The organism is Micromonospora sp. NBC_00362 (assembly GCF_026342155.1).
Taxonomy (GTDB): domain Bacteria; phylum Actinomycetota; class Actinomycetes; order Mycobacteriales; family Micromonosporaceae; genus Micromonospora; species Micromonospora hortensis.
The window spans coordinates 4,043,600-4,069,514 of the sequence record NZ_JAPENH010000001.1; the positions used below are offsets into that span (position 1 = coordinate 4,043,600).

27 protein-coding genes are annotated in these 25,915 nt (G+C 69.5%); 15 read left to right on the top strand and 12 right to left on the bottom strand.

The window, feature by feature from the left end; genetic code table 11:
- Positions 1 to 21 precede the first annotated feature (21 nt).
- Positions 22 to 684 carry an HAD family phosphatase gene (locus OG992_RS18435; protein ID WP_266303844.1) on the top strand — a complete coding sequence of 221 codons (663 nt, stop codon included), beginning with the start codon at positions 22 to 24 and terminating at the stop codon, positions 682 to 684.
- Between the two features lie 28 nt (positions 685 to 712).
- Positions 713 to 1,723 carry an NADPH:quinone reductase gene (locus OG992_RS18440; RefSeq protein ID WP_266303845.1) on the top strand — a complete coding sequence of 337 codons (1,011 nt, stop codon included), beginning with the start codon at positions 713 to 715 and terminating at the stop codon, positions 1,721 to 1,723.
- 183 nt (positions 1,724 to 1,906) lie between these two features.
- Here OG992_RS18440 and OG992_RS18445 read toward each other — a convergent pair whose 3' ends face one another.
- Positions 1,907 to 3,556 (bottom strand): fatty acid--CoA ligase, encoded by a 1,650-nt coding sequence (locus OG992_RS18445; RefSeq protein ID WP_266303846.1) that lies wholly within the window; start codon positions 3,554 to 3,556, stop codon positions 1,907 to 1,909.
- 56 nt (positions 3,557 to 3,612) lie between these two features.
- On the opposite strand from OG992_RS18445, the gene OG992_RS18450 reads away from it, so the two are divergent.
- Positions 3,613 to 4,104, top strand: a complete 492-nt coding sequence (locus OG992_RS18450; RefSeq protein ID WP_030334282.1) for an NUDIX domain-containing protein — start codon at positions 3,613 to 3,615, stop codon at positions 4,102 to 4,104.
- 35 nt (positions 4,105 to 4,139) lie between these two features.
- On the opposite strand, the gene OG992_RS18455 is transcribed toward OG992_RS18450, so the two are convergent.
- On the bottom strand, positions 4,140 to 5,174 hold the full coding sequence (locus tag OG992_RS18455) for an aldo/keto reductase (protein ID WP_112699930.1): 1,035 nt from the start codon (positions 5,172 to 5,174) through the stop codon (positions 4,140 to 4,142).
- A gap of 125 nt (positions 5,175 to 5,299) precedes the next feature.
- Here OG992_RS18455 and OG992_RS18460 point away from each other — a divergent pair, with 125 nt between their 5' ends.
- Complete coding sequence (locus OG992_RS18460) at positions 5,300 to 5,932, top strand: TetR/AcrR family transcriptional regulator (RefSeq protein WP_266303847.1); 633 nt, start codon at positions 5,300 to 5,302, stop codon at positions 5,930 to 5,932.
- A gap of 61 nt (positions 5,933 to 5,993) precedes the next feature.
- Here OG992_RS18460 and OG992_RS18465 read toward each other — a convergent pair whose 3' ends face one another.
- Together OG992_RS18465 and OG992_RS18470 are read right to left on the bottom strand one after the other, a co-directional pair.
- On the bottom strand, positions 5,994 to 7,670 hold the full coding sequence (locus OG992_RS18465; RefSeq protein WP_266303848.1) for an MDR family MFS transporter: 1,677 nt from the start codon (positions 7,668 to 7,670) through the stop codon (positions 5,994 to 5,996).
- Positions 7,671 to 7,827: 157 nt separating this feature from the next.
- Positions 7,828 to 8,370, bottom strand: a complete 543-nt coding sequence (locus OG992_RS18470; RefSeq protein ID WP_266303849.1) for a type 1 glutamine amidotransferase domain-containing protein — start codon at positions 8,368 to 8,370, stop codon at positions 7,828 to 7,830.
- 182 nt (positions 8,371 to 8,552) lie between these two features.
- Between OG992_RS18470 and rfaE2 the strand changes: the two genes are divergently transcribed.
- A complete protein-coding gene (rfaE2, locus tag OG992_RS18475; protein ID WP_238683838.1) occupies positions 8,553 to 10,388 on the top strand; it encodes a D-glycero-beta-D-manno-heptose 1-phosphate adenylyltransferase in 1,836 nt (611 codons plus the stop codon).
- Positions 10,385 to 11,263, top strand: a complete 879-nt coding sequence (locus tag OG992_RS18480) for a glycosyltransferase family 2 protein (protein WP_266303850.1) — start codon at positions 10,385 to 10,387, stop codon at positions 11,261 to 11,263. Before rfaE2 ends, OG992_RS18480 begins: the two co-directional genes overlap by 4 nt.
- A gap of 1 nt (position 11,264) precedes the next feature.
- Here OG992_RS18480 and OG992_RS18485 read toward each other — a convergent pair whose 3' ends face one another.
- Genes OG992_RS18485 through OG992_RS18495 form a run of 3 tightly spaced genes read right to left on the bottom strand, consistent with a single transcriptional unit; the run spans position 11,265 to position 13,434 of the window.
- Positions 11,265 to 12,371: a glycosyltransferase family 9 protein gene (locus OG992_RS18485; protein WP_266303851.1), complete on the bottom strand. Its 1,107-nt coding sequence runs from the start codon at positions 12,369 to 12,371 to the stop codon at positions 11,265 to 11,267.
- 8 nt (positions 12,372 to 12,379) lie between these two features.
- Positions 12,380 to 12,931, bottom strand: a complete 552-nt coding sequence (locus tag OG992_RS18490; RefSeq protein WP_238683841.1) for an Hsp20/alpha crystallin family protein — start codon at positions 12,929 to 12,931, stop codon at positions 12,380 to 12,382.
- Entirely contained in the window at positions 12,931 to 13,434 is a 504-nt protein-coding gene (locus tag OG992_RS18495; protein WP_238683842.1) for a DUF2231 domain-containing protein, read from the bottom strand. The genes OG992_RS18490 and OG992_RS18495 overlap by 1 nt, the downstream gene beginning before the upstream one ends.
- Positions 13,435 to 13,602: 168 nt before the next feature.
- Here OG992_RS18495 and OG992_RS18500 point away from each other — a divergent pair, with 168 nt between their 5' ends.
- A complete protein-coding gene (locus OG992_RS18500) occupies positions 13,603 to 14,220 on the top strand; it encodes a pyridoxamine 5'-phosphate oxidase family protein (protein WP_238683843.1) in 618 nt (205 codons plus the stop codon).
- A 309-nt stretch (positions 14,221 to 14,529) separates the two neighbouring features.
- On the top strand, positions 14,530 to 15,978 hold the full coding sequence (locus tag OG992_RS18505) for a hypothetical protein (protein ID WP_266303852.1): 1,449 nt from the start codon (positions 14,530 to 14,532) through the stop codon (positions 15,976 to 15,978).
- A gap of 15 nt (positions 15,979 to 15,993) precedes the next feature.
- On the opposite strand, the gene OG992_RS18510 is transcribed toward OG992_RS18505, so the two are convergent.
- A complete protein-coding gene (locus OG992_RS18510; RefSeq protein ID WP_266303853.1) occupies positions 15,994 to 16,542 on the bottom strand; it encodes a DUF4240 domain-containing protein in 549 nt (182 codons plus the stop codon).
- Between the two features lie 31 nt (positions 16,543 to 16,573).
- On the bottom strand, positions 16,574 to 16,981 hold the full coding sequence (locus tag OG992_RS18515; RefSeq protein WP_266303854.1) for a VOC family protein: 408 nt from the start codon (positions 16,979 to 16,981) through the stop codon (positions 16,574 to 16,576).
- A gap of 71 nt (positions 16,982 to 17,052) precedes the next feature.
- Here OG992_RS18515 and OG992_RS18520 point away from each other — a divergent pair, with 71 nt between their 5' ends.
- The 6 genes from OG992_RS18520 to OG992_RS18545 all read left to right on the top strand — a co-directional run bounded on the left by OG992_RS18520 (position 17,053) and on the right by OG992_RS18545 (position 23,206).
- Positions 17,053 to 17,697 (top strand): class I SAM-dependent methyltransferase, encoded by a 645-nt coding sequence (locus tag OG992_RS18520; protein WP_238683847.1) that lies wholly within the window; start codon positions 17,053 to 17,055, stop codon positions 17,695 to 17,697.
- Between the two features lie 84 nt (positions 17,698 to 17,781).
- On the top strand, positions 17,782 to 18,657 hold the full coding sequence (locus OG992_RS18525; RefSeq protein WP_266303855.1) for a patatin-like phospholipase family protein: 876 nt from the start codon (positions 17,782 to 17,784) through the stop codon (positions 18,655 to 18,657).
- 1,960 nt (positions 18,658 to 20,617) lie between these two features.
- Entirely contained in the window at positions 20,618 to 20,968 is a 351-nt protein-coding gene (locus OG992_RS18530; RefSeq protein WP_266303856.1) for a hypothetical protein, read from the top strand.
- Positions 20,965 to 21,585: a tetratricopeptide repeat protein gene (locus OG992_RS18535; protein ID WP_238687485.1), complete on the top strand. Its 621-nt coding sequence runs from the start codon at positions 20,965 to 20,967 to the stop codon at positions 21,583 to 21,585. The genes OG992_RS18530 and OG992_RS18535 overlap by 4 nt, the downstream gene beginning before the upstream one ends.
- Before the next feature lie 8 nt (positions 21,586 to 21,593).
- Complete coding sequence (locus OG992_RS18540) at positions 21,594 to 22,859, top strand: glycosyltransferase (protein ID WP_266303857.1); 1,266 nt, start codon at positions 21,594 to 21,596, stop codon at positions 22,857 to 22,859.
- Between the two features lie 128 nt (positions 22,860 to 22,987).
- A complete protein-coding gene (locus OG992_RS18545; RefSeq protein ID WP_238684759.1) occupies positions 22,988 to 23,206 on the top strand; it encodes a hypothetical protein in 219 nt (72 codons plus the stop codon).
- 22 nt (positions 23,207 to 23,228) lie between these two features.
- On the opposite strand, the gene OG992_RS18550 is transcribed toward OG992_RS18545, so the two are convergent.
- Complete coding sequence (locus OG992_RS18550) at positions 23,229 to 23,663, bottom strand: DUF6228 family protein (protein ID WP_266303858.1); 435 nt, start codon at positions 23,661 to 23,663, stop codon at positions 23,229 to 23,231.
- 346 nt (positions 23,664 to 24,009) lie between these two features.
- The gene (locus tag OG992_RS18555; RefSeq protein WP_266303859.1) at positions 24,010 to 24,384 is read right to left on the bottom strand and encodes a hypothetical protein; all 375 of its coding nucleotides are present in this window, start codon (positions 24,382 to 24,384) and stop codon (positions 24,010 to 24,012) included.
- Positions 24,385 to 24,875: 491 nt separating this feature from the next.
- On the opposite strand from OG992_RS18555, the gene OG992_RS18560 reads away from it, so the two are divergent.
- Entirely contained in the window at positions 24,876 to 25,094 is a 219-nt protein-coding gene (locus tag OG992_RS18560; protein ID WP_266303860.1) for a winged helix-turn-helix domain-containing protein, read from the top strand.
- Between the two features lie 3 nt (positions 25,095 to 25,097).
- Here the strand turns inward: OG992_RS18560 and OG992_RS18565 are convergent, their stop codons facing one another.
- Positions 25,098 to 25,877, bottom strand: a complete 780-nt coding sequence (locus OG992_RS18565) for a GntR family transcriptional regulator (RefSeq protein WP_266303861.1) — start codon at positions 25,875 to 25,877, stop codon at positions 25,098 to 25,100.
- Positions 25,878 to 25,915 lie beyond the last annotated feature (38 nt).

Sequence of the window (25,915 nt, forward strand, 5' to 3'; positions counted from 1 at the left end):
GGCACCCACCGGTCGGGCAGGATGGGCCCCGTGACTGATGCGGTGGTCTTCGACCTGGACGGCGTGATCGTGGATTCCGAGCCGGTGTGGGAGGAGGTCCGCCGGGCGTACGTGGCGGCGCACGGCGGGACGTGGCAACCGGACACGCAACGCCGACTCATGGGGATGAGCACCGGGGAGTGGGCCCACTACCTGAGCGGAGAACTGGGCGTCGACCGCACCGCCGAGCAGGTAGCCGTCGAGGTGGTCGAGGAGATGACCCGACGCTACCGGGACCACGTACCCCTCATCGACGGCGCCGACCAGGTCGTTCGCCGGCTGGCCGCGCGGTGGCCGCTCGGGTTGGCCAGTTCGTCGCCGACCCGGCTGATCGAGGCGGCGCTGGCGGCGACCGGCCTGACCGACGCGTTCGGCGCGACCCTCTCCACCGAGCAGACCGAGCGGGGCAAGCCCGCACCGGACGTGTACCTGAGCGTGGCGCAGCGCCTCGGCGTCGACCCGACCCGCTGTGTGGCCGTGGAGGATTCGTCAAACGGGGTGCGTTCCGCAGCGGCGGCGGGGATGCGGGTGGTGGCGGTGCCGCACGGCTCGTACCCGCTCGACCCGGACGCGGCCGGGTTGGCGGTGGTGACGCTGAACGCGATCGGTGAGCTGACCCCGGAGCTGGTGGACGAGCTGGGTTGACAGGGGTCGAGCCGGGTAGAGACCACGGATGAAGGCCATCGTGTACGAGCGCAACGGCGACCCTTCGGTGCTCGATCTGGTCGACCGGCCGGTGCCGGAGCCGGGTGCGGGCGAGGTCCTGGTGCGGATGGCGGTCTCCGGGGTGAACCCGACCGACTGGAAGTCCCGCCGCAACGCCCCGCCGAACGGGTGGCAGATTCCCGGGCAGGACGGCGCGGGGGTGGTCGAGGCGGTTGGCGAGGGGGTCGACCCCGACCTGATCGGTGAGCGGGTGTGGGTCTGGGAGGCCGCCTGGCAGCGACAGTGGGGCACGACGGCGGAGTACACGCTGGTGCCGGTCCGGCAGGCGGTGCGCCTCGGCGCCGCCCCGTTCGAGCTGGGCGCGGCCCTGGGCATCCCGTTCCTCACCGCGCACCGCTGTCTGACCGCTGGTGAGTTCATGCCGGACACGCTGCGGGCCGGTGCGCTCGCGGATCACACGGTGTTGGTGCAGGGCGGCGCGGGCGCGGTCGGCAACGCCGCGATCCAGCTCGCCCGGTGGGCCGACGCCACGGTGATCGCCACTGTGAGCAGCGCGGAGAAGGCACAGCTCGCGGCCTCGGCCGGCGCCTCCTTCGTGATCAACTATCGGGAGCAAGACGTGGTCGAGGAGGTCCACAAGATCGCCCCCGACGGGGTCCACACGATCGTGGAGGTGTCCCCCGCGCGCAACGCCTCGGTCGACGTACGGGTGCTGCGGCACGGTGGCGCGGTCTGCATGTACGCCGACAACGGCGGGGACGAGGTGAGCATCCCGATCCGGGCGATGATGGCGCCGAACGCCCGCTGGCAGTTCGTCCTGGTCTACACGGAGCCGAAGGCGGCCAAGGCGCAGGGCGTGAAGGACGTGGCGGCGGCGGCCAGCCAGGGTGGCATCCGGGTCGGCGCGGACGCCGGTCTGCCGCTGCACTACTACCCGCTGGCGGAGGCGGCCGCTGCGCACCAGGCGGTGGAGGACTCGACGGTGGGCAAGGTGCTCATCACGACCAGCGATGCCTGATCGGGTCGCTGACCACCCGATTTCTCCGTCAGCAGGACAGAAGCGAACAACTTTCGCAACAATGACGGTGCGGGTCACCCCGCGTGGAGCGGGCGGCCCCGGCGCGGTGCGAACGCCGGGGCCGCCCCTGGGGAGGGTTCAGGAGTACTCCCGCCCCAACAGGCGACAGTGCCGGGGAAAACGTTACGGGGCTGTCAGCTCCCGGACAGTCAGCTCGCCCTCGGCGTACCGCGAACGGACGACCTTCTTGTCGAACTTGCCGACGCTGGTCTTCGGCACCGTGTCGATGAACGCCCAGCGCTCGGGCAACTGCCAGCGCGCCACCGACCCGGCCAGGAAGTCCCGCAACTCCTCGGCGGTCACCGAAGCGCCCTCCCGGACCACAACCGTGGCCAGCGGGCGTTCGTCCCATCGCTCGTCCGGGACCCCCACCACGCACGCCTCCAGCACCGCCGGGTGGGCCATCAGCGCGTTCTCCAACTCCACCGACGAGATCCACTCGCCACCGGACTTGATCACGTCCTTGGCGCGGTCGGTCAGGTTGATGTACCCGTCCGGCGAGAGGGTGCCGACGTCGCCGGTGCGCAGCCAGCCGTCACGGAACTTCTCCTCGTCCGGGGCGTCGTCTCCGACGTACCGGGCGGTCACCCACGGCCCTCGGACCTCCAGCTCCCCCACGGCCGTGCCGTCGGCGGGCATCGGGTCGCCAGACGGGCCGACGATCCGCGCCTGCACGCCCGCGGGCACCCGCCCCTGGGTGTAGCGGTAGCGCCAGGCCTGCTCACCTGTCGCACCGGCAGGCGGACGCGAGACCGACCCCAGTGGGGACATCTCGGTCATCCCCCAGGCGTGGATGACGTCGATTCCGTGCCGCTCGTCGAACGCGTGCATCAGCGCCGGCGGGCACGCCGAGCCGCCGACGATCACCTCACCGAGCGACGAGGTGTCCACGTCGTGGGTGTCCAGGTAGGCCAGCAGGTCGGTCCAGATGGTCGGCACCGCGCCGGCCAGTGTGGGCCGCTCGGCGGCGATCATCTCGGCGATCGGCGCGGCCTGGAGGAACCGGTCCGGCATGATCAGCGACGCGCCAGACAGGAAGGCCGCATAGGGCAGACCCCACGACATGGCGTGGAACATCGGCACGATGGCCAACTCGCGGTCGGTCGGCCCGAGGCCGAAACCCTCCGGCATGCAGACCTGCAACGAGTGCAGATAGATCGACCGGTGCGAGTAGGCCACGCCCTTCGGGTTGCCTGTGGTGCCCGAGGTGTAGCAGAGCGCTGCGGCGTCGCGCTCGTCCACCTCGGGCCAGTCGTACGTGTCGGGCCGGTCGGCGAGCAACGCGTCCCAGTGGTGCACGGTGATCCGGTCGCCGGCCGCCGCCACCAGCGGCGCCGGGTCACCACCGCCGACCACCACGACGTGCCGCACAGTGATCAGCTCACCGATCACCCGGCCCAACAGCGGGATGAGCGTGCTGTCGACGAGGACCACCCGGTCCTCGGCGTGGTTGGCGATGTAGACGACCTGGTCGGGGAAGAGCCGGATGTTGAGCGTGTGCAGCACCGCGCCCATGCTCGGCACCGCGAAGTAGGCGATCAGGTGCTCGTTGTTGTTCCACATGAAGGTGGCGACCCGCTCGTCGCCGGTCACCCCGCACTCGTCGCGCAGCCCGTGCGCCAGCCGGGCGGCGGCCCGGCCCACCTCGGCGTACGTCATCCGGCGGGCTTCGGCGCCCGTCCAGGTGACCACCTCGGCCGTGCCGTGCACCAGTGCACCGTGGTCGAGGATCCGGGAGATCTGCAGAGGGGCGTCCATCATCGTGCTACGCATGGGTAACAAGCTAGTGTCGGCGGTCACACGTTGGGAACCCCCGTAAGTTGTCGCAGGTGAGCATCTCCTGGGCCGACTCGTACGTGGGGCAGTTGCGCGCGCTCGCCGGGGACCGGACGCTGATGTTCGTCGGCGCCCGTGCCGTGGTCAACGACGATGCCGGGCGCATTCTGCTGATCAAACGCTCGGACAACGGCCAGTGGGCCATGCCGGCCGGCGCGATGGAGCTGGGCGAGTCGATCGCCGACTGCGCGGTACGCGAGGTCCGCGAGGAGACCGGGCTGCGCGCGCTGCGGGTCTGCGCGTTCGCCCTCTACACCGGCCCGGACCGGACGAGCACCAACATGTACGGCCACACCTACCAGGTGTTCACTACCGCGTTCAAGGTGGAGGAGTGGGACGGGCAGTTGGCCCGGGTCACCGACGAGACCACCGACGCCGGCTTCTTCGCCCGCGACCGGTTTCCCGCCCCACTCTCCACGTCGGTCATCGAAACCCTGGCCGACCTGGACGTCTTCGAGCAGACGAACCGGCTCATCCTCAAGTAGGGCGGCCCCGGAGCCACCGACCCCGGGGCCGTGCCTCACTGCGGCAGCCGGAGCCCGGCGAAGAACCCTTCCTGGATCCAGTTCGGGTACGCGACGGGCAGCTTCGTGGCCTCGTCCAGCTCGGTGAGGTCCTGCTCGGTCAGTGTGAGATCCGAGGCGGCGATGTTGTCGACCAACTGCTCGTGCTTGCGGGCACCGACGATCACGCTGGTCACTGCCGGTCGGGACAGCAGCCAGGCGACCGCCACCCGGGCCGGGCTCACCTCGTGCCGCTCGGCGACGCCCTTGAGCACGTCGACCACTCCGAAGGCGTGCTCGGGGTCGAACGGGGTGAAGCTGGCGTAACCGGGCTGGGCGCTCCGCGCGCCACTGTCGGCGACGGCACCGTCCCGGCTGACCTTGCCGGAGAGGAAACCACCGGCGAGCGGGCTCCAGACGGTCAGCCCGACACCCTCGTTGAGTGCCATCGGCACCACGTCGCGCTCCACGTCCCGGCCCAGCAGCGAGTAGTACTCCTGCACCGAGACGAACCCGGCCAACTTCTCCCGAGCGGAGATACCCAGCGCCTTGGAGATCTGCCAGGCGGCGAAGTTCGCAGCGCCGATGTAGCGGACCTTGCCCTGCCGGACCGCGTCGTCGAGCGCGCGCAGCATCTCCTCCATGGGAGTGATCTGGTCGAAGTTGTGGATCTGGTACAGGTCGATGTGATCGGTGCCCAGTCGGCGCAGGCTGTCCTCCAGGTTCTGCATGATGTGCAGCCGGGAGGTGCCGACGTCGTTCGGGCCGGGGCCCGTCCGTGAGTGCACCTTCGTCGCCAGTACGACGTCGCGACGCCGCTTGCCGAGCGCCTTGCCGAGCAGTTCCTCGCTCTCGCCGTCGCTGTAGCCGTCGGCGGTGTCGACGAAGTTGACGCCCGCGTCCAGCGCGGTGTCCACCAGTCGCTGCACCTCCGGCAGCGCCAGCCCACCCAGGGTGCCCCAGAGCGGGTGCCCGCTGCCGCCGAAGGTCATCGCGCCGAGCGAGATCTCCGAGACGTACACCCCGGTGGTGCCCAGCAGTCGGTACTTCACGTGTGTTGCTCCTCATGGTGGGTCGGAGGCCGAGGTCAGGCACTCCGTGGTCACTATGTCGGACACTGTGTCCGGCAACGAGCGTACGTCGCCTACCCAACCCCCGGCCACCTAGGATTCCGGCTATGCCCTCGATCACCCGCCGCCGCCCGCGCAATCCCGACGGACGCGCGGCCGTCGAAGCGCGGGTGCTGGCGGCCACCGAACGGCTCCTGAAGGAGGGGATCCGCTTCACCGACCTCGGCGTGCAGCGGATCGCCGCCGAGGCCGGCGTGGCGCGGTCGACCTTCTACACCCACTTCCGGGACAAGAGCGAACTGCTCATGCGCCTCGCCGGCACCATGCGGGAGAGTGCGTTCGACCGCACCGGCGAATGGGACCCGGGCGGCCCCGGCGACCCGCTCGCTCGGCTCACCGACGTGTTCGCCGACGTGATCCGGATATACCGGACGTACGCCCCGGTGCTGGCCGCGGTCAGCGAGGTCGCCGCGTACGACGAGGTGGTCCGGGAGTACTGGGCGGCCGGGCTGGAGCGGTTCGTCGCCCGCACCGTGGACGCGCTCCGGATCGAGCAGCAGGCCGGGCGTACCCCCGCCGACCTGGACGTGACGACGGCCAGCCGGCTGATAGTGGTCGGCGGCGACCGCTTCCTCGCCGACCACGTCAGCACCACCTCGGCCGACCCCGAGACCGACGCGGCAGGGGCCCGGGAGTTGGCCGCGACCTGGTGGTACGGCGCCTACCGCCGCCCCGCCTGACCTAGGGCCCCGCTGACGCCGACCGCCCCGGAGCGGTCCGGGGCGGTCGGTGTCGAGACGGTCAGATCATCGTCTGGGACTTGGCCTCCATGTCGGCGGCGGCCTCCTCCTTCGACTCGCGGGTCAACGGCTTGCCGCCCGGAGCCGGGGCCTCCCCGCCGAGCGGGTCGGCGCCACCGGTGGCACCCTTCGGGCCGGCACCCCGCAGCTGCGTGTTGGGCAGCGTCAGTGTGACCACCACCGCCACGATCGCGATCAGGCCGGCGGTCAGGAAGACCATGTCCAGCGCGTCGACGAAGGCGCCCTGGATGGCCGCGCGCACCGGGCCCGGCAGGGCCAGGATGGTGGCCGGATCGTTGATCGAGATGTTGGCGCCACCACTCGCCGCCACCGCGGCCTGCTCCTGCGGCGGGAGCTGCGCGATCGCGCCGGGCAACCGGTCGGCGAGTCCGCCGGTCAGCCGGGACGAGAGCACAGTGCCGAGGATCGCCACACCGAACGAACCGCCCAGCGACCGGAAGAAGGTCGCCGACGAGGTGCCGGCGCCCAGGTCGCGTACCGAGACCGCGTTCTGCACCGCCAGGATCAGCGACTGCATGCACAGGCCCAGCCCGACGCCGATCACCACCATGTACCCGAACGCCACCCAGAGCGAGGTGGCCACTTCCAACTGGGTGAAGAGGAACATGCCGACCAGGAGGGTCACCGAACCGGCCACCGGGAACCACTTGTACCGGCCGATCCGGGTCATCGCGCGGCCGGTCAGGATCGAGGTGACGATGATGCCGGCCATCATCGGCAGCATCAGCAGACCGCTGCGGGTCGGCGAGGCGCCCTTCACGATCTGCAGGTACAGCGGGATGAAGATGATCGAACCGAACATCACCAGACCGATGATGAGCAGGGCCGAGTTGGCCAACGCGAAGGTGGCGTTCCGGAACAGCCGCAACGGCAGGATCGGCTCGGCCACCCGGGCCTCCTGGAGGACGAAGAGCACTCCCAGCACCGCACCGACGACGAAGAGCGTGATGATCACGCCAGAGCCCCAGGCGTACTCGTTGCCGCCCCAGCTCAGCGCCAGCAGCAGCGAACTCACCCCGGCCACCAGCAGGCCGGCACCGAGCCAGTCGATCGAGTGGTCCCGACGTTCGAACGGGATCAACCGCATCACGTGGTAACAGACGACGATGGCCAGGATCGCCAGCGGCACGTTGATGTAGAAGATCCACCGCCAGTCGGTCTCCGCGAAGTAACCACCCACCAGCGGCCCGGCGACCGACGAGATGCCGAAGACCGCGCCGAACAGGCCCTGGTACCGACCACGCTCCCGGGGTGACACCACGTCCGAGATGATGGTGAACGCGAGCGTGAGCAGACCACCGGCGCCGAGACCCTGGATACCCCGCGTGACGATCAGCTGGGTCATGTTCTGCGACAGCCCGGCCAGCAACGACCCCAGCAGGAACGTGCCGATCGAGAAGAGGAAGACCGGCCGACGCCCGTACAGGTCGGCCATCTTGCCGTACAGCGGCGTCGACGCGGTCGAGGCGAGCAGGTACGCGGTGACCACCCACGAGTAGTGGTTGATCCCGCCCAACTCGCCCACGATGGTCGGCAGCGCCGTACCGACGATGGTCTGGTCGAGTGCGGCCAGCAGCATGCCGGTCATCAGGCCCAACATGAGCAGCCGGATCTGCTGACGGTTCAGCACCGGCGCATCCGAGGCTTCGGTGGTCATGTGGCCTTCTATCCCGCGAGCCGCAGAACATGCGCCGAACCACCAAAAAACCAACCCCGTGCCGCACCCGCTCCGCCAGCGTTGATCATGAAGTTATTGCCACGACACGCCGCGCCGAAGGGCAATAACTTCATGATCAACGGAGGGGTGGGTGGGGTCAGGAGGTGGTGAAGGTTTTGGTGATCGCCGCGCAGAAAGCGGGGAGGTCGTCGGGTTTGCGGCTGCTGGTCAGGTTGCCGTCGGTGACGCACTCCTCGTCCACCCAGGTGGCCCCGGCGTTGGTCAGGTCGGTACGCAGGGTCGGCCAGGAGGTGATCCGCCGGCCGCGCACCACGTCCGCCTCGATCAGCGTCCACGGGCCGTGACAGATCACCCCGACGGGCTTGCCCGCGTCGAAGAACGCCTTCACGAACCGCACCGCGTCCGGGTCGCCCCGCAGGAAGTCCGGGTTCGCCACCCCTCCGGGCAGCACCAGCGCGTCGTAGCCGGCGGCGTCGGCCTTGTCGACAGTCACGTCCACGTCGTACGTCTTGGAGTGGTCCAGGTGGTTGAAGGACTGGATGGAGCCGGGCTTCAGCGAGACCAGCTCGGCCGTCGCGCCGGCGGTCTCGACCGCCTCGCGTGGCTGGACGTACTCGACCTCCTCGACGCCGTCGGCGGCCAGGAAGGCGATCCGCTTGCCCTGCAATGTCGCTGCCATCTCGGTACATCTCCTTTCCGGGGGTACCTCAATCCCCTTCCCGCGCTCGAACGCCCGAAACAGGTCGGTCAGGTGTGGGACCGGCTCGGACCGGTCACGGAGCCACCGAGGACCGCTTGACCAGCGGCGGGACCGGTTGGCGCGCAGGTTTGTCCGGCAGGCCGCTGGGGACCCGGGGAGGCATGGCAGGAGCAGCAGCGGAGCAGCGCCGGTTCGCCACCGTCGTGGAGAGCTGGCTCGGACGCCCAGTCCTGATCGTCGGTGACGCCATGTTGGACGAATGGCGGTTCGCCGACTCCGACCGGCTCTGCCGGGAGGCGCCCGCCCCGGTCCTCACCCTGCGACGGCGGATCTCCGCCGCCGGCGGGGCCGCGAACACCGCCGTCAACGTCGCCGCCCTCGGCGGCCGGGCGGTGCTGGTGGCACCGGTCGGCGCGGACGTCGCCGGGGACGAACTGCACGACTGCCTGGACCGCGCGAGCGTCTGGGACCGCACCGTCAACCAACCCGGGCGGCCCACACCGGTCAAGCGGCGGATGTTGGCCGGCAACCAGATCCTGCTGCGTGAGGACTCCGGTGACCCGGAGGACGCGCTGGACCACGACGGGGTGAGCCGGCTGCTCACCGCCCTGAGCTGCGCCACCGAGGAGTTGCGCGCCGCCGCCGGTGGGGAGGCCCCGACCCTGGTGGTCTGCGACTACGGCCTGGGCGCGCTGCCCGCGCCGGTCCGCGCGTGGCTGGTCGAGAACCGCCAGCGGTACGCCACCGTCGCGCTCGACGCCCACGACCTGGCCGACTGGCGGGGCCTCGCGCCGACAGTTGTCACCCCCAGCTTCGCCGAGGCGACCCGGTTGTTGGCCCGCGCGGGCGGTACGACCCGACCGACCGGCGGGACCGAACTGCACCTGGAACACCCGGACGGCGACCCCGTCGACGGACCGTCCGAGATGACCGTCGGCGCGGCCCCGGGGGCGGTACGCGCCGACGACACCGCCGCCGAACCGACCCGTGCCGACCGCCCCGGGCCGGTCGGCGAGCCCACCCCGGGCGAGGGACGGGTCGCCCTCACCGGTGACGGGCTCAGCGTCACCGGCACCGGCGTCACAGTGAACACCCGGGCCGGAGAGGGCGTCGACCGGGCCGTGCTGGCCAAGTCGCGGCTGGCCGAACTGCGTGCGCACACCGGTGCCGATGTGGTCGCGGTGACCCTGGACACCGAGGGCGCCGTGGTCGGCGGCGCCGACGGGGAGCCACGACGCAGCCACAGCACTCCGGTGCCGGCGAGCCACGCCGTGGGTGCCGGCGACGCGTACCTGGCGGCGATGACGTTGGCCCTGGCCGCCGACGCGCCCCTGCCCACCGCCGCCCAACTCGCCCAGCTCGCGGCCACCATCACCGTCTCGGACACCGGCACCTGCGTGTGCCGACGGGACGACCTGCTCGCCGCGTTGGACCAGCCGACCGACACCACCAGCCACCCCGCGCTGGTCGGCGGCGACGAGTTGGACGCGATCGTCGCCGAGTACCGCGAGGCGGGACGGTCGGTGGTCTTCACCAACGGCTGCTTCGACGTGCTGCATCGCGGGCATGTGCGCTACCTGGAGCAGGCACGCGCGTTGGGCGACCTGCTCATCGTGGCGGTCAACTCGGACGGCAGCGTACGACGGCTGAAGGGCCCGGACCGGCCGGTCAACCCGGTCGAGGACCGGGGTGCCCTGCTCGCCGCGCTCGCCTGCGTGGATCACGTGGTGGTCTTCGAGGAGGACTCACCGGCCGCGCTGATCGAGGCGGTCCGACCGGACGTGTACGTCAAGGGCGGTGACTATCCGCCGGAGCTGGTGCCGGAGGCGCCGCTGGTACGCCGGCTGGGCGGCCAGGTGCGCACCCTGGGGTACGTGCCGGACCGCTCCACCTCGGCGATCATCGAGCGGATCCGGTCGCACAGCCAGGACCCGTCGCCCCACATCGACGACCGGGAGCCGGACCCGTCGCTGCGCACCCGCACCCAGGCGTCGTGAACCGCCCCCTCGACCTCGGCACCCCGGACGAGTTCCGCGCCGACCGGCTGGTGGACGTGCTGATTCCGACCCGGAACCGGCCCGCCGAGCTGGCCGTCACCCTGGGCGGGCTCGCCGCCCAGGACGGGGTACCCGGCTTCGGCGTGGTCGTCAGCGACCAGTCCGACGGGGATCCGGCGTACACGCACCCCGCCGCGGCCACAATGGTCCGGGCGCTTCGCCACCGGGGTCACCCGGTGCTGCTGACCCGCCGACTGCCGCGACGGGGGTTGGCCGAACACCGGGCGTACCTGCTCGCCGCCTCGGCCGCCCGGTACGTCCTCAGCCTCGACGACGACATCTGGCTGGAACCGGATGCGCTGCACCGACTGGTCACCGCGATCGGTGAGCTGGGCTGCGGGTTCGTCGGCAACGGCGTGCACGGGCTCTCGTACACCGATGACGTGCGGCCGGAATCGCACCGCCACTACGAGGAGTGGGCCGGGCCGCCCACACCGGAGCGGATCCGACCCGACACCCCGGAGTGGAACCGGGCCCGAATCCATTCGGCCGCGAACCTGCTGCACATCACCGAGCAGTTGGCGCTGCCTCCGGGCGCGTGGCGGGCGTACAAGGTCTCCTGGATCGGCGGGTGCGTGCTCTACGACCGGGCCAAGCTCGTCGACGCCGGCGGCTTCGACTTCTGGCGTCGGGTGCAGGAGAAGCACCAGGGCGAGGACGTGGCCGCGCAACTCGCCGTGTTGTCCCGCCACGGCGGTGCGGGCATCCTGCCCAGCGGCGCGTACCACCTGGAGTCCCCCACCACCGTCACCGACCGGGACGTGGAGGCGTGGGAGGTAGTCCTCGCCGAGGAGGACACCCCGCAGCCGGCCTGAACTACCGGGTGAGCAACTCCCGGGCGGCTTCCAGCACCTCGATCACCGGTACGTCGGTCACGAACGAGTCCCGGTGCGGGCAGTCACCGTCGCCGGGCCGGTGCGGATAGATGCCCGGTGTGCAGTCGACACCGCAGACTGGGCAATGCACAGTCCACGAGCTGATCGGCCGGTGCCGACCCCGCAGCGGGCTGGCCCCGTTGATCAGGTTGCCGACCCAGAAGATGCCCACAGTGGGCGCGCCCACCGCTGCGGCCAGGTGCAGCGGGCCGGTGTCGTTCGAAACGACCAACGCGCAGTCGGCATAGCAGCCGACCAACCCGCCCAGGCTGAGCGTGCCCACCTGTGGACGCACCGGCGCCTGCGCCGCGGCGACGACCCGATCCACCACCTCCTGCTCGGAGGGCGTGCCGGTGACCAGCACCTCGTAGCCGTCCTCGTGCAGCGCCCGGGCCACCTCGGCGAAGCGCTCGGCGGGCCAGCGGCGGCGGGTGTCGGTGGCGCCCGGATGCAACGCCACCCGGGGACGGCGTGCCGGGCCAAGCACCCCGGCGGCCTCGGCCCGGTCGGCGTCGGTCACCGCCAGCGTCGGCGTGATGGTGGTGGCCGGCGCTCCCGCCAGCGCCACCACCTCCAGGTAGCGGATCACCTCGTGCTGGTAGTAGACGTAGCGCAGCCACCGGTCCAGCGGCGGCGCGGCGTCGGCGCGCAGGCCCACAGTCAACCGGGCACCAAGCCGACTGATCAGCGGGTTGGAGTTGGCACCCCCGCCGTGGATCTGCACCGCCAGGTCGAATTCCGCACCAGCGGCAGCGGCCACGAAATCGTCGATCGACGACTCCGGCTCGCCCGGCTCCGGCGTGCGGATGCCGGCTGCCGGCGGCACCACCAGCACCCGGTCCACCGGGCCGGGCCGGTCGCGCCAGAGCTTCGCGTGCCACGGCGCCCCGAGCAGCACGATCTCCGCCGAGGGGTACGCGCTGCGCAACGCGTCCAGCGCCGGCAGGGCGAAGATGAAGTCACCGAGCGCGTTGGCGCGCAGCACGGCGATCCGCCGCACGTCGGGAAGGCGCTCGGCCGTCGGGCCGAGCACTGACGGGGTGACCACCCGGCCCGCTACGGCCGGTCGATCTCGCCGGCGGTGTCCGGGCGGTGCAACTCCCGGTCCGCTGCGGGATCGGCTGGCATCGACGTACCCGTCCCGAAGTCGCCGGAGCGCGGCCCGGTGCGGCCGACGGTGATGGTGCGCGGCGCGGGCCGGGTCGCCCGTGGCAGCCGGACCCGGAGCAGGCCATGGTCCATCACCGCGTCGATGGTGTCCGGGTCGACCCGCGCCGGCAGGTTGACCCGGTACTCGAAGCCGCGCGTCTCGAAGCCGCCGGGGATGCCCTGGTCGGCGTTGACCTCCGCCTCCGAACGGGCCCGCACGCACAACTCGCGGTCGTCCAACTCGACGGCCACCTCCTCCGGCGCCACCCCGGGCAGCCGGACGACGACCTCCCAGCCGTCCGAGGTCTCGGTCAACTCGACGTCGGACGCCCCGCCGCGACCACCGACCAGGCGACTCAACTCGGAGCGCAGCGACTGCAACTCCCCCATCGGGTCCCAGCCCTGCTGCCGGTTGCCGCGCCACCCCCGGCCGAAGCCGCCGAACTGCTGCTCGCTCATCACACCTCTCCGATCCGCTGGGTGGCCGTCGGTGGCCGTAGTGAGCTGGGCGCATCCAGGCCCGCATCAGGGTCGACGCCCACACCGAGCCGGTCGACCAGCTCACCACCGAGCCAGGCGCTGATGCCGAGAATCGCCAGCGCGACCACCTCGATGGCGACCAGTGCCCCGCCGGCGGCCCGGGAATCAGCGTTCAGCCGCACCGCCCACACGGCGGCGAAGAGCAGGATCACCGCGACGTTGGCGCCCGCGTGCAGCAGACCCACCCGCTTGGCGCGGGTGCCGGTCGGGATCGCCAGCAGGTCGAACGTGCCGGCCGCCGCGGCGAGCAGGCCGCCGATCAGGCCGACGGTGATGTTCCAGTACGCGACCTCGCCGAGGAAGTCGGGACCGCCGACGGTGTCCACCACGTCGAACAGCACCGCCGTGGCCAGCAGCGCGACCGGGAACATCACCAGCATCGGGTGGACTGGGTGACCCAGCACCTTGAGTCGGCTCTCCATCTCCCGGCCTCCACTGGTCGGCGTCCTGCGGAACGGTCTCGTGCGGGCGAGCGCGTCGGGTGAGGCCGTACCCCCGGCAACCAGGCACAAACCTCGCGCTGGTCACGGCGGCCTAGGCTGACGACGGTGGTGCCCCGCCACCGGGTCAACGGCTGAGGGAGGATCAACGTGACGGTGGAGATCACCTCGCACGAGGAGTTGCGCGAGCTTCTCGGCGTGCCGAACGCGCGGGCCGCCACCAAGGAACGCACCCGGCTGCACGAACGGGACCGCGAGTGGCTCGGCGCCTCGCCGTTCTGCCTGATGGCCACGGCCGGCGCGGACGGCAGCTGCGACGTCTCACCCAAGGGCGACCCGGCGGGGTTCGCCCTGGTGCTGGACGACACGACGATCGCGCTGCCCGAGCGGCCCGGCAACAAGCGGGCCGACGGCTACCGCAACATCCTCGACAACCCGCACGTCGGGTTGCTCTTCCTGATCCCCGGGCGGACCGACACGCTGCGGATCAACGGGCGGGCCCGCCTGGTCAGCGACGCGCCCTGGTTCGACGACATGGTGGTCAAGGGGCACCGGCCGGTGCTCGCCGTGGTGGTGGAGATCGAGCAGATCTTCTACCACTGCGCCAAGGCGTTCCTGCGGTCCGCGCTGTGGCGGCCGGAGACCTGGCAGCCCGAGGCACTGCCGTCCCGGGCGCGCCTGATCAAGGAGGTCGAGGCACCGACGGAGAGCCTCGAAGACCTGGAACGGCACTACGGCCCGGCGTACGCCACGAAGATCTACGTCTGATCCCGCCGCACGACGGAGAAAATCATGGGCGTCGACCTACGGTGTTGGCTGGAGTACCACTTGATCGTGCTTGAGAAGGCGTAAGGCTCCACCTGATCACTTGTGGGGTGCCGAGCACGCAGCGCCGCGGTCCGCAGCTTGTCGTCGCGGACCGGCATGTCTGTTGAACGACACTCACCGATGACGCTCGCACGCCTACGCTGGATCCCCACGGGAGGGGGTCCAATGAGGACTAACTGGCCTGGGTCGCACCCCGTCATCCGCAGGGCCGGCCGCTTCTGGGTCGCTCGCGCCTCAGCCTGGCAGCTGGTGACGGCGCTGGTCCTCTTCGTCGCGGCCGTCTCGGCGGCCTTCACCGGGGCCGCGATGCTCACCGCCGGCCCCGAGCCGACCGACCGTGGCGGACCGAAGGGCTTCCCGCAGACCTGGCTGGCGACCGCTCGGTCGCTCCTCGGTGCGGAGGACTTTCCCCGGCAGAATGGAAACACTTGGCACGAATTCCTCGCCACACTGGCGAGCCTTCTCGGTGCGGTCACCCCGGCCGCGATCATCGGCATCGTCATGATCCGGATCTTCGCCACCGAATTCTTCACCTGGCGGTCCAAGGGAAGTCTGTCCAGCCTCGCCGAGCTGCGCTCGGACACCGCCGGGCCGGTGCAGGTCAGCACGGACGGGATCATCGCGATCCGTTTCTACAAGAAGATCCACGGCGTCGCGCTGAGCGACATCCGGGCACGGGCCTACCTGGCCTTCCGTTCCACGTCGCTCATCGACGGCAGCACCTTCTTCAAACGCGAGCAGCTCCAGGTGCTCAGCCCGGAGGCCACTGAGGTGGAGGAACGGGTGTGGCCTCGGGTCGACTCGTGCATGCCGCTGACCCTCTGGATCCCACTCAAGGCGCCTCTGCGCGACGGGCGGGCGACGAGTGTGCAGGGCCGGCAGCTCGACAGCCGCACCTACCACATCTTCGTGGTGGTGGAAGCCAGGGTCGCCGGGTTGAACATCAGCGTCCACGACCAGCACAGCTATGCGCTGGGCAAGGATTTCCACGAGGGTAGGGCGGTGCCGATCGAACCGGACCTGACCCGACGGCCTCGCGAGTGGCGCGGCTGGGATCGCTTCGACGAGCCGGCGACGTACGGGATCTTCGCGTACGGCTCACTGGTCGCGCCCGAAACGGTCAGCGACCTGCTCGGTCGGCCCGCTCGGGAGGGCGTCGACTACTGCCGGGCCACCCTGAACGGCTGGCGCCGGACGTGGAGTGTCTGCACCGACAACACCGGACCGGGCCGTATCCGCTACCAGGACCTGGCGAGCGGCGACGAACCCGAAATCCAGGTGCTGTTCCTCAATGCCGAGCCGGACGCGGCTGCGCCGGCAGCCCTCGACGGAATCCTGATCCTGGTACGGGGAGAGCAACTCATCGAACTGGACAAACGTGAGGGCAACTACCACCGCACGGTGCTCACCACCGGGCTTTCGGTGCCGGCCGACACCGTGGTGCCCGACGTCGTGTGGATCTACACCGGGCGGCAGGAACAGGTGGACCGGGCACGCCAGGGCATCGTGATGGGCACCGCGCGGATCCGGCAGGAGTATCTGGACAGCGTCTGCAAAGCACACGCGCGGCACCAGGGCCTGCTGGAGAACCTGGAGCGGTATACCAGCGCTCCGCCGGGTGTCTCGGTGGTCAGCCTCCGCCGGATCGAATTGCCGGCGACGGAAGCAGCCCCACCCCAGCAGCGCAAACCGGGCTGAGGCGGATGGCAACGTTCAGGCGGACCAGCCGACCCGATTGCCGAACGACTCCCGGGAGATCCCGGAGCCGGTCTCCGGCCAGGAACCGAACCGGTCGTTGTGCAGGTGCGCGAAGAAGTAGCACATGCCTTCGCAGTCGGCGTCCAGCAGCGCCATCGCGGGGTCGGCGAGGACCGCCTCGTAGTACGACCGCCCCAGGGCCACGATAAAACCTCGGGCGTAGAGGAAGCCGTCGTCCGACCCGTCGGTCACCTCGTGGATGTCCTCCCGATCGATGTCGTACAGCTTGCGCTCCACCACCCGGTCGAGATCCGTCAACTCCTGCCCGGTCAGCTCGACCGTCAGCTGCCCGAGGCTGTCCAGGAAGGCATCAAGCCAGGCGTCGATCGCGGAGGACGAGCCGTCATCGTCGCCGTCGTCGGCGGGGTCGCGCTCGACGAGGGCCTGCCGCAGCGCCAAGGGCTCGGCGCCCAACTCGGCCCAGGCCGCCTCGATGAGCGCCCACAGCCGGGCCTCGTCAGCGGGGGTGGGTAGCGTTCCAGGGGCATCGGTGGTCACGGTCACCCTCGGAACATATCGACCACCGCCGACAGTTTCAGGACTTCGAATCGGCGGACACCATCCACAGGTGGCCGTCCGGGTCCGCGAAGACACCCGCGTACGCCCAGGGTTGGTCTGCCGCCTCGGTGATGATCTCGGCGCCGGCAGCGCGCGCCCGCTCGACGAGAGCATCCACTTCGGTCGGCGAAGCGACACCAAGATTGAACAGGCATTCGCTCTGGCCCCTCGGGGCGACCTCGTGCCGGCCGATCACCCAACCGAAGCCACCGGTCGGGATGAGCATCAGCCGCAGCCCGTCGTTGACCACGAACTGCAGCGGCTCCGGGAGGCCGTCGTCGGCCAACTCGCCCACGGCGTCGAGGCCGACTCCGTCGCGATAGAAGCGGTAGGAGGTGGCCCGGTCGGCGATGGGCAAACTCACGATCACCGGCGCAAAAGTCATGGGTGGACGCCTCCAAACTGTCGGTCCGGCACGGTCAGGCATCGGTGTGTCGCTGAATTAGCGTTGGACTCGTGACCGTAGACGATTGGTTGACAGCGACCCGCACCTCCTACGACACGGTCGCGGTCAGCTACGCGCACCTGGTACGTGACCTCCTGGCGGAGGCACCGTACGAACGAGCCGCCCTGGCCTCGTTCGCCGAACTCGTACAGGGTGCCGGCGGCGGGCCGGTAGCGGACGTGGGCTGCGGCACGGGTCGAATCACCGCCTACCTGCACACGCTCGGCGTCGACGCCTTCGGGATCGATCTCTCGCCCGGAATGATCGACGTGGCCCGCCGTGACCACCCGGAGTTGAGGTTCGAGATCGGCTCGATGACCGACCTCGATCTGGCCGACGGCTCGGTCGCCGGACTGGTCGCCTGGTACTCCCTCATCCACATCCCCGACGACGAGGTCGGCGTCGTGTTGGCCCACTTCCGGCGGGTGGTGCGCCCCGGTGGCCCGCTGCTGCTCGGCTTCCACGTGGGCGACGAGACGACAGTCAAGACCGAGGGCTACGGCGGGCACCCGATGAACGTGCGCGTCCATCGTCGGCAACCAGCCCAGGTGGCGGCTTGGCTGCGCCAGAGCGGCTTCACTGTCGACTCGCAGACGACAGTCACCTCGGCGGAGAGCCGGCTCGGCGGCATCCTCGTCGGACGACGGGAGCCCTGATCGCCCGTTGTCAATTCTTCCTCGTCATTGTCAGCCTAAACTGCGTACAGTGTTAGCAGTATTCGACGTCGAATGAGGCGACTGATGACGGACGACGTGCGGCCCGTCTGGGTGCTCGGTGGTGGTGGAGTGGCTGGCATCGCCTGGGAGGTCGGCATCCTCACCGGGCTCGCGGACGAGGGAGTGACGGTGGCTCCCTCGGCTGTCGTCATTGGCACCAGCTCCGGTGCCGTTGTCGGCGCCCAATTCGGCAGCGGCACCCCCCTCGCGGAACTCTTCGAGCGCCAGCGCGGCGGCGTCGCCCACGAAACCTCACCCGCACCGGGCCTTCTCCACCTGCTTCGGCTCGCGCGGGCACAACTGTTCGCGCGCAGCCCCGAGCAGGCCGCTCGCCGCCTCGGCCGACTCGCCCTCGGCGCACGCATCGACGACCCGTCCCGGCAGCGCCGGATAGCCGAGGCCCGCCTGCCCAACCATGCCTGGCCGTACGAGGTGGACCTTCGCATCGTGGTCGTCGACACCGAGACCGGCGCCAGCCGCACCATCACCCGGCACGACAGCGTCCCCCTGGTGGACGCCGTCGCCGCGAGCTGCGCCATGCCGATCTCCACGGCCCCGGTCAGCATCGCCGACCGCCGCTACATGGACGGCGGCATGCGGTCGACAGTCAACCTCGACCTCGCCCCCGGAGGCGGCCCCGTCATCGCCCTCGCGCCGAGCACCGCCGCCATCGGACCCTGGGCACGCATCGACAAGCAGCGAGCCGCGCTGGGAACGGGTCGCCGGGTGGAGTTGCTGCTCCGGGACCCGGCCTCCAAACGAGCGCAGGGGACCAGCGTGATGGACCGATCCGTCGTGCCCGCGCTCGTGGCCGCAGCCCGCGATCAGGGTCGACGCGAGGCGTCCCGGGTGGCCGCCGCACTCGCGGCGACAATGCCGGGGCGAGAAGCACGAGGCTGACACCCCCAACGCCTCCGCGTGCCGCCCTCCGTACAGGACCGGCGCGGTGGCGGTTTTCCGCACGGACGCCGCCGCCTACCGCGGGCCAACCAAGACCCCCGACAAACCTTCGGGTCGTGGCGGTCATTCACCGTCGAACGTGACAAGTCCTTGGGATCAGCGGTCCACAACGCGATGGCCAGGCCTTATGCCCTCTATCGCAAGTAAGTTCCGCCTTCTCCTAAATGTACCCAGATCCCATCAAAACCCCTCTCGACCGATCAATCAGTCGAATACGCTACGACTCGCCCATTGAACGACGCCAGGTGACTAGTAGGTAGCCCTGGATGCATCGGGTGGCTCTGGAGGGGTCATGAGTAACAACCGACGGCTGCGACGCAGCCGGAACCATGGCCGGGCCGCTTCAGGGCTCAGCTCCGCCCTACTGGTGGTCGGGATGACCGGTGGGCCCGTAGCCGCAGCGCAGCCGGTGGAAACGAAGCCGTCCGCACAGGACGCACACATCGGTACGCCCGGTCCACTGGGCCAGCACGGCGGGTTCTGGTCAGCTGTCAGCCAAGACGGCGACGGACCCGGCGATTCGTGGGACCAGTACCCCGATGGGCAGAAGGACTACGGTCCGCAGGGCTGGCAGAGCCCCTGGGGTGGCCACGACAAGGACAAGGTCGACTACCCGCACGACAAGCATGGCGCTCAAGGCCCCCAGGGTGCCCAGGGCGACGCAGGAGCTCAAGGTGCTACCGGAGCCCAAGGTGCACAGGGCGACGCGGGCGCGCAGGGCTTCCAAGGCACTACCGGCGCTCAGGGCGACGCAGGCGCTCAAGGCGCTACCGGCGCTCAGGGCGACGCGGGCGCTCAAGGTGCCACCGGTGCTCAGGGCGATGCAGGAGCCCAAGGGGCGACCGGAGCCCAAGGGGCGACCGGAGCCCAAGGGGCGACCGGAGCCCAAGGGGCGACCGGAGCCCAAGGCCCGCAAGGCGACGCGGGCGCACAAGGTGCTCAAGGCTTCCAAGGCGCCACCGGCGCGCAGGGCGACTCAGGCGCTCAAGGCGCTACCGGCGCTCAGGGCGCGCAGGGCGACTCAGGCGCCCAAGGTGCTACCGGCGCTCAGGGCGCGCAGGGCGACTCAGGCGCCCAAGGTGCCACCGGCGCTCAGGGCCCGCAAGGCGACGCAGGCGCCCAAGGCGCGACCGGAGCCCAAGGCCCGCAAGGCGACGCGGGCGCACAAGGTGCTCAAGGCTTCCAAGGCGCCACCGGCGCTCAGGGCGACTCAGGCGCACAAGGTGCCACCGGCGCTCAAGGCCCGCAAGGCGACGCGGGCGCACAAGGCTTCCAAGGCTTCCAAGGCGCCACCGGCGCTCAGGGCGACGCAGGCGCTCAAGGTGCGCAGGGCGACGCAGGAGCCCAAGGCGCCACCGGCGCCCAAGGCCCGCAAGGCGACGCAGGCGCACAAGGCGCCACCGGCGCTCAGGGACCGCAGGGCGACGCAGGCGCACAAGGCGCCACCGGCGCCCAAGGCCCGCAAGGCGACGCAGGCGCACAAGGCGCCACCGGCGCCCAAGGCCCGCAAGGCGACGCAGGCGCACAAGGCGCCACCGGCGCCCAAGGCCCGCAAGGCGACGCAGGCGCACAAGGCGCCACCGGCGCCCAAGGCCCACAAGGCGACGCAGGCGCACAAGGCGCCACCGGCGCCCAAGGCCCGCAAGGCGACACAGGCGCACAAGGCGTCCAAGGCTTCCAAGGCGCCACCGGCGCCCAGGGCGCGCAAGGCGACGCAGGAGCGCAAGGCTTCCAAGGCGTCCAAGGTGCGCAGGGGGACGCAGGCGCCCAGGGCGCGACCGGTGCCCAGGGTTTCCAGGGCGCCCAAGGTGCACAGGGGGCCCAGGGAGACACGGGGGCGCAGGGACTTCAGGGGGTGCCAGGACCGCAGGGCGCCACGGGCGCCCAAGGCACGCAGGGCGTGGCTGGCAACGGAATCCAGGCCGCTTACATTCAGGGCCCGCTGACCGTGATCGCAGACACCCCTGTCGATTTCGGCTGCGAGCCTGGAGACATTGCTGTCGGAACCGGCTATCAACTCTCGGGTGCAGGCGTCAACCCGGTGCTCATCCAGCCGCTCTCAACCAGCGGCTACCAGTTCACCTTCACCGGCGGGGGCGCCGATATCTGGGTCTCCTGCATTTCACTCGCCACACCGCTGATGTTGGGGGCTCCGTCCAACACGTCGGGCCGGGCGACGTCCAACAGTAGCGAGGCCAACCGGCCGAACAGCAGGTCGAACAGCCCCGTTACGGTCGAGGAGGAGAAATGAACATGCGTCAGATATTCGGGTCGCTCGCCTGCGGCGCGGTCCTGCTGACCGGAGTCACGGCATGCAGCAGCGACAAGCCTGCCGAGAAGCCGCAGACGAACAACGCCGGCAGCACCGACAAGACGAACGGCGGCACCGAAACGCCGGCTGATCTGCTTAAGCTCGGTCTTGAGCAGGGCCAGGCCGGTAACTTCGACGCGGCGAAGGCCACCTTCGAGAAACTGCTGGACGCCGAGGCCGACAACAAGTTCGCCTGGTTCAACCTGGGCTACATCGCCCAGTCCCGCAACCAGGCCGACGAGGCGATCAGCAACTACGACAAGGCGCTGGAGGCCGACGCCAACTACAAGCCGGCCCTCTACAACAAGGCCATCGTCCTGGAAGGTAAGGCACCGACCACGGCGATAGACATCTATCGCAAGATCGTGTCGATCGACAACAAGGCGTCGACCGCCTACCTGCGACTGGGCATGATGCTGTCCCAGTCCGGTGAGGACGCGACAGCGCGGGACGCGTTCAAGACGGCGATCCGTCTGGACAAGGGGCTCACCTCAGCGGTTCCAGCGAAGTACCGCCCGACCCCTACCTCTAAGTCCTCGACTCCAGCGGGTAGGTGAATGGCTCCATGCGCACACCTCGCGTAACGGTCTTCACTGGAAGCAACCGCACCCGCTTCATCGACGAGTGCTTCGAATCGCTCGTTGCGCAGACCTTCGTCGACTGGGAATGGGTGGTCGTCCTGAATCAGGGGTCGCGTTGGCGGCCCGAGAGGCATGACGACCGTATTCGGCTCATTGTCCAGGACAACCTGAACGGCGTCGGTGCCGTGAAGGGGTACGCCTGCGCCGAGGCTGCCGGTGACATCCTGGTCGAGCTTGACGACGACGACCTGCTCAGCAGCGACTGCCTGCAAGAGATCGTCGACGCCTTCGACGCCAACCCGGAGGTGGGGTTCGTCTACAGCGACACCGCGCAGATCCAGGAGGATGGCGGCCGCTCTGAGGACCGTTTCGCGAGTTCGTTCGGCTGGCGGCACTACGACGACAAGGTGGACGGCCGCGAGGTGCTGGTCTGCCGGGCGTTGCCGCCGACGCCACACAACGTGAGCTACATCTGGTACGCACCGAACCACGTACGGGCATTCCGTCGGGACATCTACGAGAAGGTCGGCGGGTACGACGAGTCGCTCGACGTTGCGGACGATGCCGACCTCATGGCTCGGATGTACCAGGTGAGCGAGTTCCATCACATTCAGAAGTGCCTGTACCTCCAACGCATGCATGCCAAGAACACGCAGCGCATCCCAGATGTCAACGCTCGCATCCAGCAGCGCACGGTGGAGATCTACGACCGGAACATTCAACACAACGTGCTGGCCTGGTCACGTCGGCAGGGACTTCTGGCCCTCGACCTGGGCTCCGCGCACAACAAGCCGGAAGGGTATCTCGGGCTGGATTACCACGACGGGTCGGGTGTGGACATTGTCTGCGACATCAGAAAAGGTGTCGACCTGCCGGACAACAGCGTCGGAGTCATTCGGGCGGTGGACTTCCTGGAACACATCCCGGACAAGATCGCGCTGTTCAACGAGCTGTACCGACTGCTCGCACCGAACGGGATGCTGTTGTCGCTGACCCCCAGCACCGACGGTCGAGGCGCCTACCAGGACCCAACACACGTGGCGTTCTACAACGAGAACTCCTTCTGGTACTTCACGGACGCCAAATATTCTCGGTTCGTACCTGAAATCGAATGCCGATTCCAAGCGTCGCGGCTGGTCACGTACTTCCCGAGTGAATGGCACAAGGCCCACAACATCCCGTACGTCTCCGCGAATCTCATAGCGATCAAGGATGACGCCCAGCGCAACGGCGGCCTGTTGAACATCTGACATCGGGCGGACAATGACGGACGGCGTCCGCCGCCCAGGCGATCCCGGTCGGCTCCTCGGGTACCGCCGTTGCCCCCGAGCGACAGGGTCGGGCACCGACGCGGTCTTCCACTACGTACTGTCTTCTTGTGGTCGACACTGATGAGGCGGTCCAGATCGCGATGCGATTCCTGGCCGGCCGCCTCGCCGAGCGTCAAGATCTGCGCGAACCGCCGAGCGTGCAGGATGCGACCATCGAGCAGGTGACGACAGCGACCGGTGTGCGGCTTTGCCACGTCGTGAGTTTTGGGTGGCCGCTGCGGGTGGCTGTCGATCAGGAAACGGGCGACGCCGACATGCTGCGGTAGGACCGATCTGGTGCGACCGCTGCTATGTGCGGAGGAAGTGTGTGAGGTCGCCGGCAAAGTGGGTCAGTTCCTCCCCTGCTTCGAGGACGAAGACCGCTCTGGCGGACCAGGCCGTGTCGTCCCAGTCGGGGCCGGCAGCTCGAAGAGTCACCCCCAGTGACACGTGGCCTCGACCGTCATGCCGAGCGTCGATCACGAGCTGGCGTTCCATCGATGTCCAGGTACGGGTGCCCCTCCAACCCTCCCAGTCGGCCGCGAGCCTCTCCACGAACCCGGGCAGCGTCGAGTCCGCAGGCTCGTACAGCCCATCGATCTTGGCAATCGTCGATGCTGTCATGCCCAGCTCGTGCAACTCCGTCGCGATCGTGTAGACGTAGCCGCCGCCGTACGGATCTTGCGGAGGATGAACAAGCCAGCGCTGGTCGTCAGACCTCTGAAGGACGAACGGTTCGCTCATAGTGACTCGCAGTATGCCCATGTCGGCGGTGGCCCGGTCTCCCGGCTGAGCCAGGGACATCTTGTCTGCAAGCCCTGTGCGTCGCGTCCGCACCCGTCCAGCAACGGCTGCGCTCTCGGAATAGAAAAGGCCCAGGTCATGATCGGCGATCAAGCCGGTGACCTGGGCCTTTCAGTGGAGCCGCCTGACGGAATCGAACCGTCGACCTACGCATTACGAGCGTGTTGGTCTAGATGGACCTTCTTGGACTACGCCAGCTCAGGGGCCTGATGTGAGATCCAGTCAGCGCCAGTCCGAGAAGGTCCGTACACCGTCCAGTACACATTTTCGCCTAACGCTGCGTGACCTAGCTCGGTGAGCTGATCACAAACTTGTTGCCGTTGCCCTCGTAGCCCTTGAGCTTGCCGAGCTGGATCGCATCCTTGCCGCCCTTGAGGTCGCGCAGTGGGATCACCTCGGCCAACGGCTCGTCACCGGCAGCGAAGCCCTCCCACCAGGAGTTGCGCCGGTTGCGCTGCGAGTGGTACCGGCTGCCCAGCCAACCGGTAACCATGATCCCCAGGATGATCAGGGTGAAGTAAGCGGTCAGCCGGACCGTGGGGATGCCGTTGAAGGACAGACCGATCAGGGTGATGACGAGCATCCCCGAGGTCAATCCGCCAGCGATCCCGGTCCACAGCAGCAGCTTCTTGGTCGGCGGCGGTGGTGCGTCGGTGTGCAAGAGGGGGTCCTCCGGTCCGAGTCGATCCGGTCGTCGTGCTGCGGAGGTGGGCTGGCGACACCTCCGACCCCGGCCGGCTCGGGCCGGGGCCCGGGGCGTATTCGTGCTGGTCAATGCCACGTTTGGAGCTAGATCACTATGTTACGACGAGGTTGCGGATCGTCATCATGTCTCACGGTCATGGAAGTTGCACACCTGGTTGACCCAGGTCGTCCTTAGTCCCGCCGATCGGACTCCCACCACCCCCGTTCGGCTGACCCCCGATCAGGGGTCACTCGCTCGTAAACGCAGAACGACGCCCCGGAGTCGTCTCTCGGAGCGCCGCCCTCGCGAGGGGTGGGGGCGCGGACCCACACCCTAGTTTTGCCAGCCAGGGAGGGGTCCGCGCACTCAGAACCTAGGTCACAGTGTGCGCAGTGGTCAACCAGTGCTTGAGCCTGACGGCGGCCGTGTGATCGACTCCCCGTGCCAGCCAGGGAGACCACATCAGCATGCCCATACCCATGTCGTCGCGGCAGATCGCCGACGACCTGTCCGACCGCATCCGCGCCGGGGAGTACCCGGCGGGCACGAGGCTGCCCACGCTGCGGGAGTTGGCCGACCTGTACTCGGTGAGCGTGTCGACGATCCAGCGGGCGCAGGAGTTGGTGAAGGACCGCGGCCTAGTCGTCGGGGCCGCCGGGCGCGGGGTGTACGTCGTCGATCGCTGACGCTCAGAGGTCGATGACGTAGTCCAGCTCGACCCGGTCCCCCGGCAGCACGATGTCCACCGCCGCCTCGACAGGTCGGCCGCCGGCCAGCATCGTCCGGGTGATCGTGAGGACGGGCACCGAGTCGCCGATGCCGAGGGTCTTCGCCTCGTCGGGTGTGGGCATCCGGGTACGCACCTGCTCGCGGACCTGGTCGACGTTCACGCCGAGGGTTGCCAGCTGCGCGATGTTCCCACCAGGCCACGGCTCGTTGGCCGGGTCGGCGACGGGTGTCCCGCCGACCATGTTGAGCAGCAGGTAGGAGATGGAGATCTGCTGGGGTACGCCGTGGGAGCGGAACACGAAGTGGCGGCGGAGCAGCGGCGTGCCGGCGGCGACCTCAAGCAGCCCGGCGAGTGTCGGGTCGGCGGGGACCTCGGTGAAGTCCTTGTCCAACGTGTACGCGGACCAGTCGATGCCCTGGTCTGCGGTGAAGCTGGTGGCCTTGACCCCGGGCTGATCGCGCTGGCCGGCGTCGACCTTGTAGCGGTCCATGCCGAGCCGGCGGATAGGCCAGCGTGGGCGGACGTGGGAGCCGCGGTGGCGGGCGGTGGTGATCAGACCCTCCGCACGTAGGAGCGCGATGGCTTCCCGGACGGTGCCGCGGGCGACGTTCCACTGCTGCGTCAGTTCCACCTCGGTGGGCAGCGGTGCGCCCGCCGGGAGTGCGCCTGAGGTGATGCGGGCGCGCAGTTCGTCGGCGATCTGTCGGTAGCGCGGGGTGTCGTCGCGGGGTGGGGCCATGGCGATCACGGTACCGCCCGATCTTGATTCGTCTGTGC

Coding starts and splice junctions, on each gene's coding strand:
- OG992_RS18435 (WP_266303844.1), top strand. CDS start 22: ATGGGCCCCGTGACTGATGCGGTGGTCTTCGACCTGGACGGCGTGATC.
- OG992_RS18440 (WP_266303845.1), top strand. CDS start 713: ATGAAGGCCATCGTGTACGAGCGCAACGGCGACCCTTCGGTGCTCGAT.
- OG992_RS18445 (WP_266303846.1), bottom strand. CDS start 3,556: ATGCGTAGCACGATGATGGACGCCCCTCTGCAGATCTCCCGGATCCTC.
- OG992_RS18460 (WP_266303847.1), top strand. CDS start 5,300: ATGCCCTCGATCACCCGCCGCCGCCCGCGCAATCCCGACGGACGCGCG.
- OG992_RS18465 (WP_266303848.1), bottom strand. CDS start 7,670: ATGACCACCGAAGCCTCGGATGCGCCGGTGCTGAACCGTCAGCAGATC.
- OG992_RS18470 (WP_266303849.1), bottom strand. CDS start 8,370: ATGGCAGCGACATTGCAGGGCAAGCGGATCGCCTTCCTGGCCGCCGAC.
- rfaE2 (WP_238683838.1), top strand. CDS start 8,553: ATGGCAGGAGCAGCAGCGGAGCAGCGCCGGTTCGCCACCGTCGTGGAG.
- OG992_RS18490 (WP_238683841.1), bottom strand. CDS start 12,931: ATGAGCGAGCAGCAGTTCGGCGGCTTCGGCCGGGGGTGGCGCGGCAAC.
- OG992_RS18495 (WP_238683842.1), bottom strand. CDS start 13,434: ATGGAGAGCCGACTCAAGGTGCTGGGTCACCCAGTCCACCCGATGCTG.
- OG992_RS18515 (WP_266303854.1), bottom strand. CDS start 16,981: ATGACTTTTGCGCCGGTGATCGTGAGTTTGCCCATCGCCGACCGGGCC.
- OG992_RS18525 (WP_266303855.1), top strand. CDS start 17,782: ATGACGGACGACGTGCGGCCCGTCTGGGTGCTCGGTGGTGGTGGAGTG.
- OG992_RS18535 (WP_238687485.1), top strand. CDS start 20,965: ATGAACATGCGTCAGATATTCGGGTCGCTCGCCTGCGGCGCGGTCCTG.
- OG992_RS18540 (WP_266303857.1), top strand. CDS start 21,594: ATGCGCACACCTCGCGTAACGGTCTTCACTGGAAGCAACCGCACCCGC.
- OG992_RS18550 (WP_266303858.1), bottom strand. CDS start 23,663: ATGAGCGAACCGTTCGTCCTTCAGAGGTCTGACGACCAGCGCTGGCTT.
- OG992_RS18560 (WP_266303860.1), top strand. CDS start 24,876: ATGCCCATACCCATGTCGTCGCGGCAGATCGCCGACGACCTGTCCGAC.
- OG992_RS18565 (WP_266303861.1), bottom strand. CDS start 25,877: ATGGCCCCACCCCGCGACGACACCCCGCGCTACCGACAGATCGCCGAC.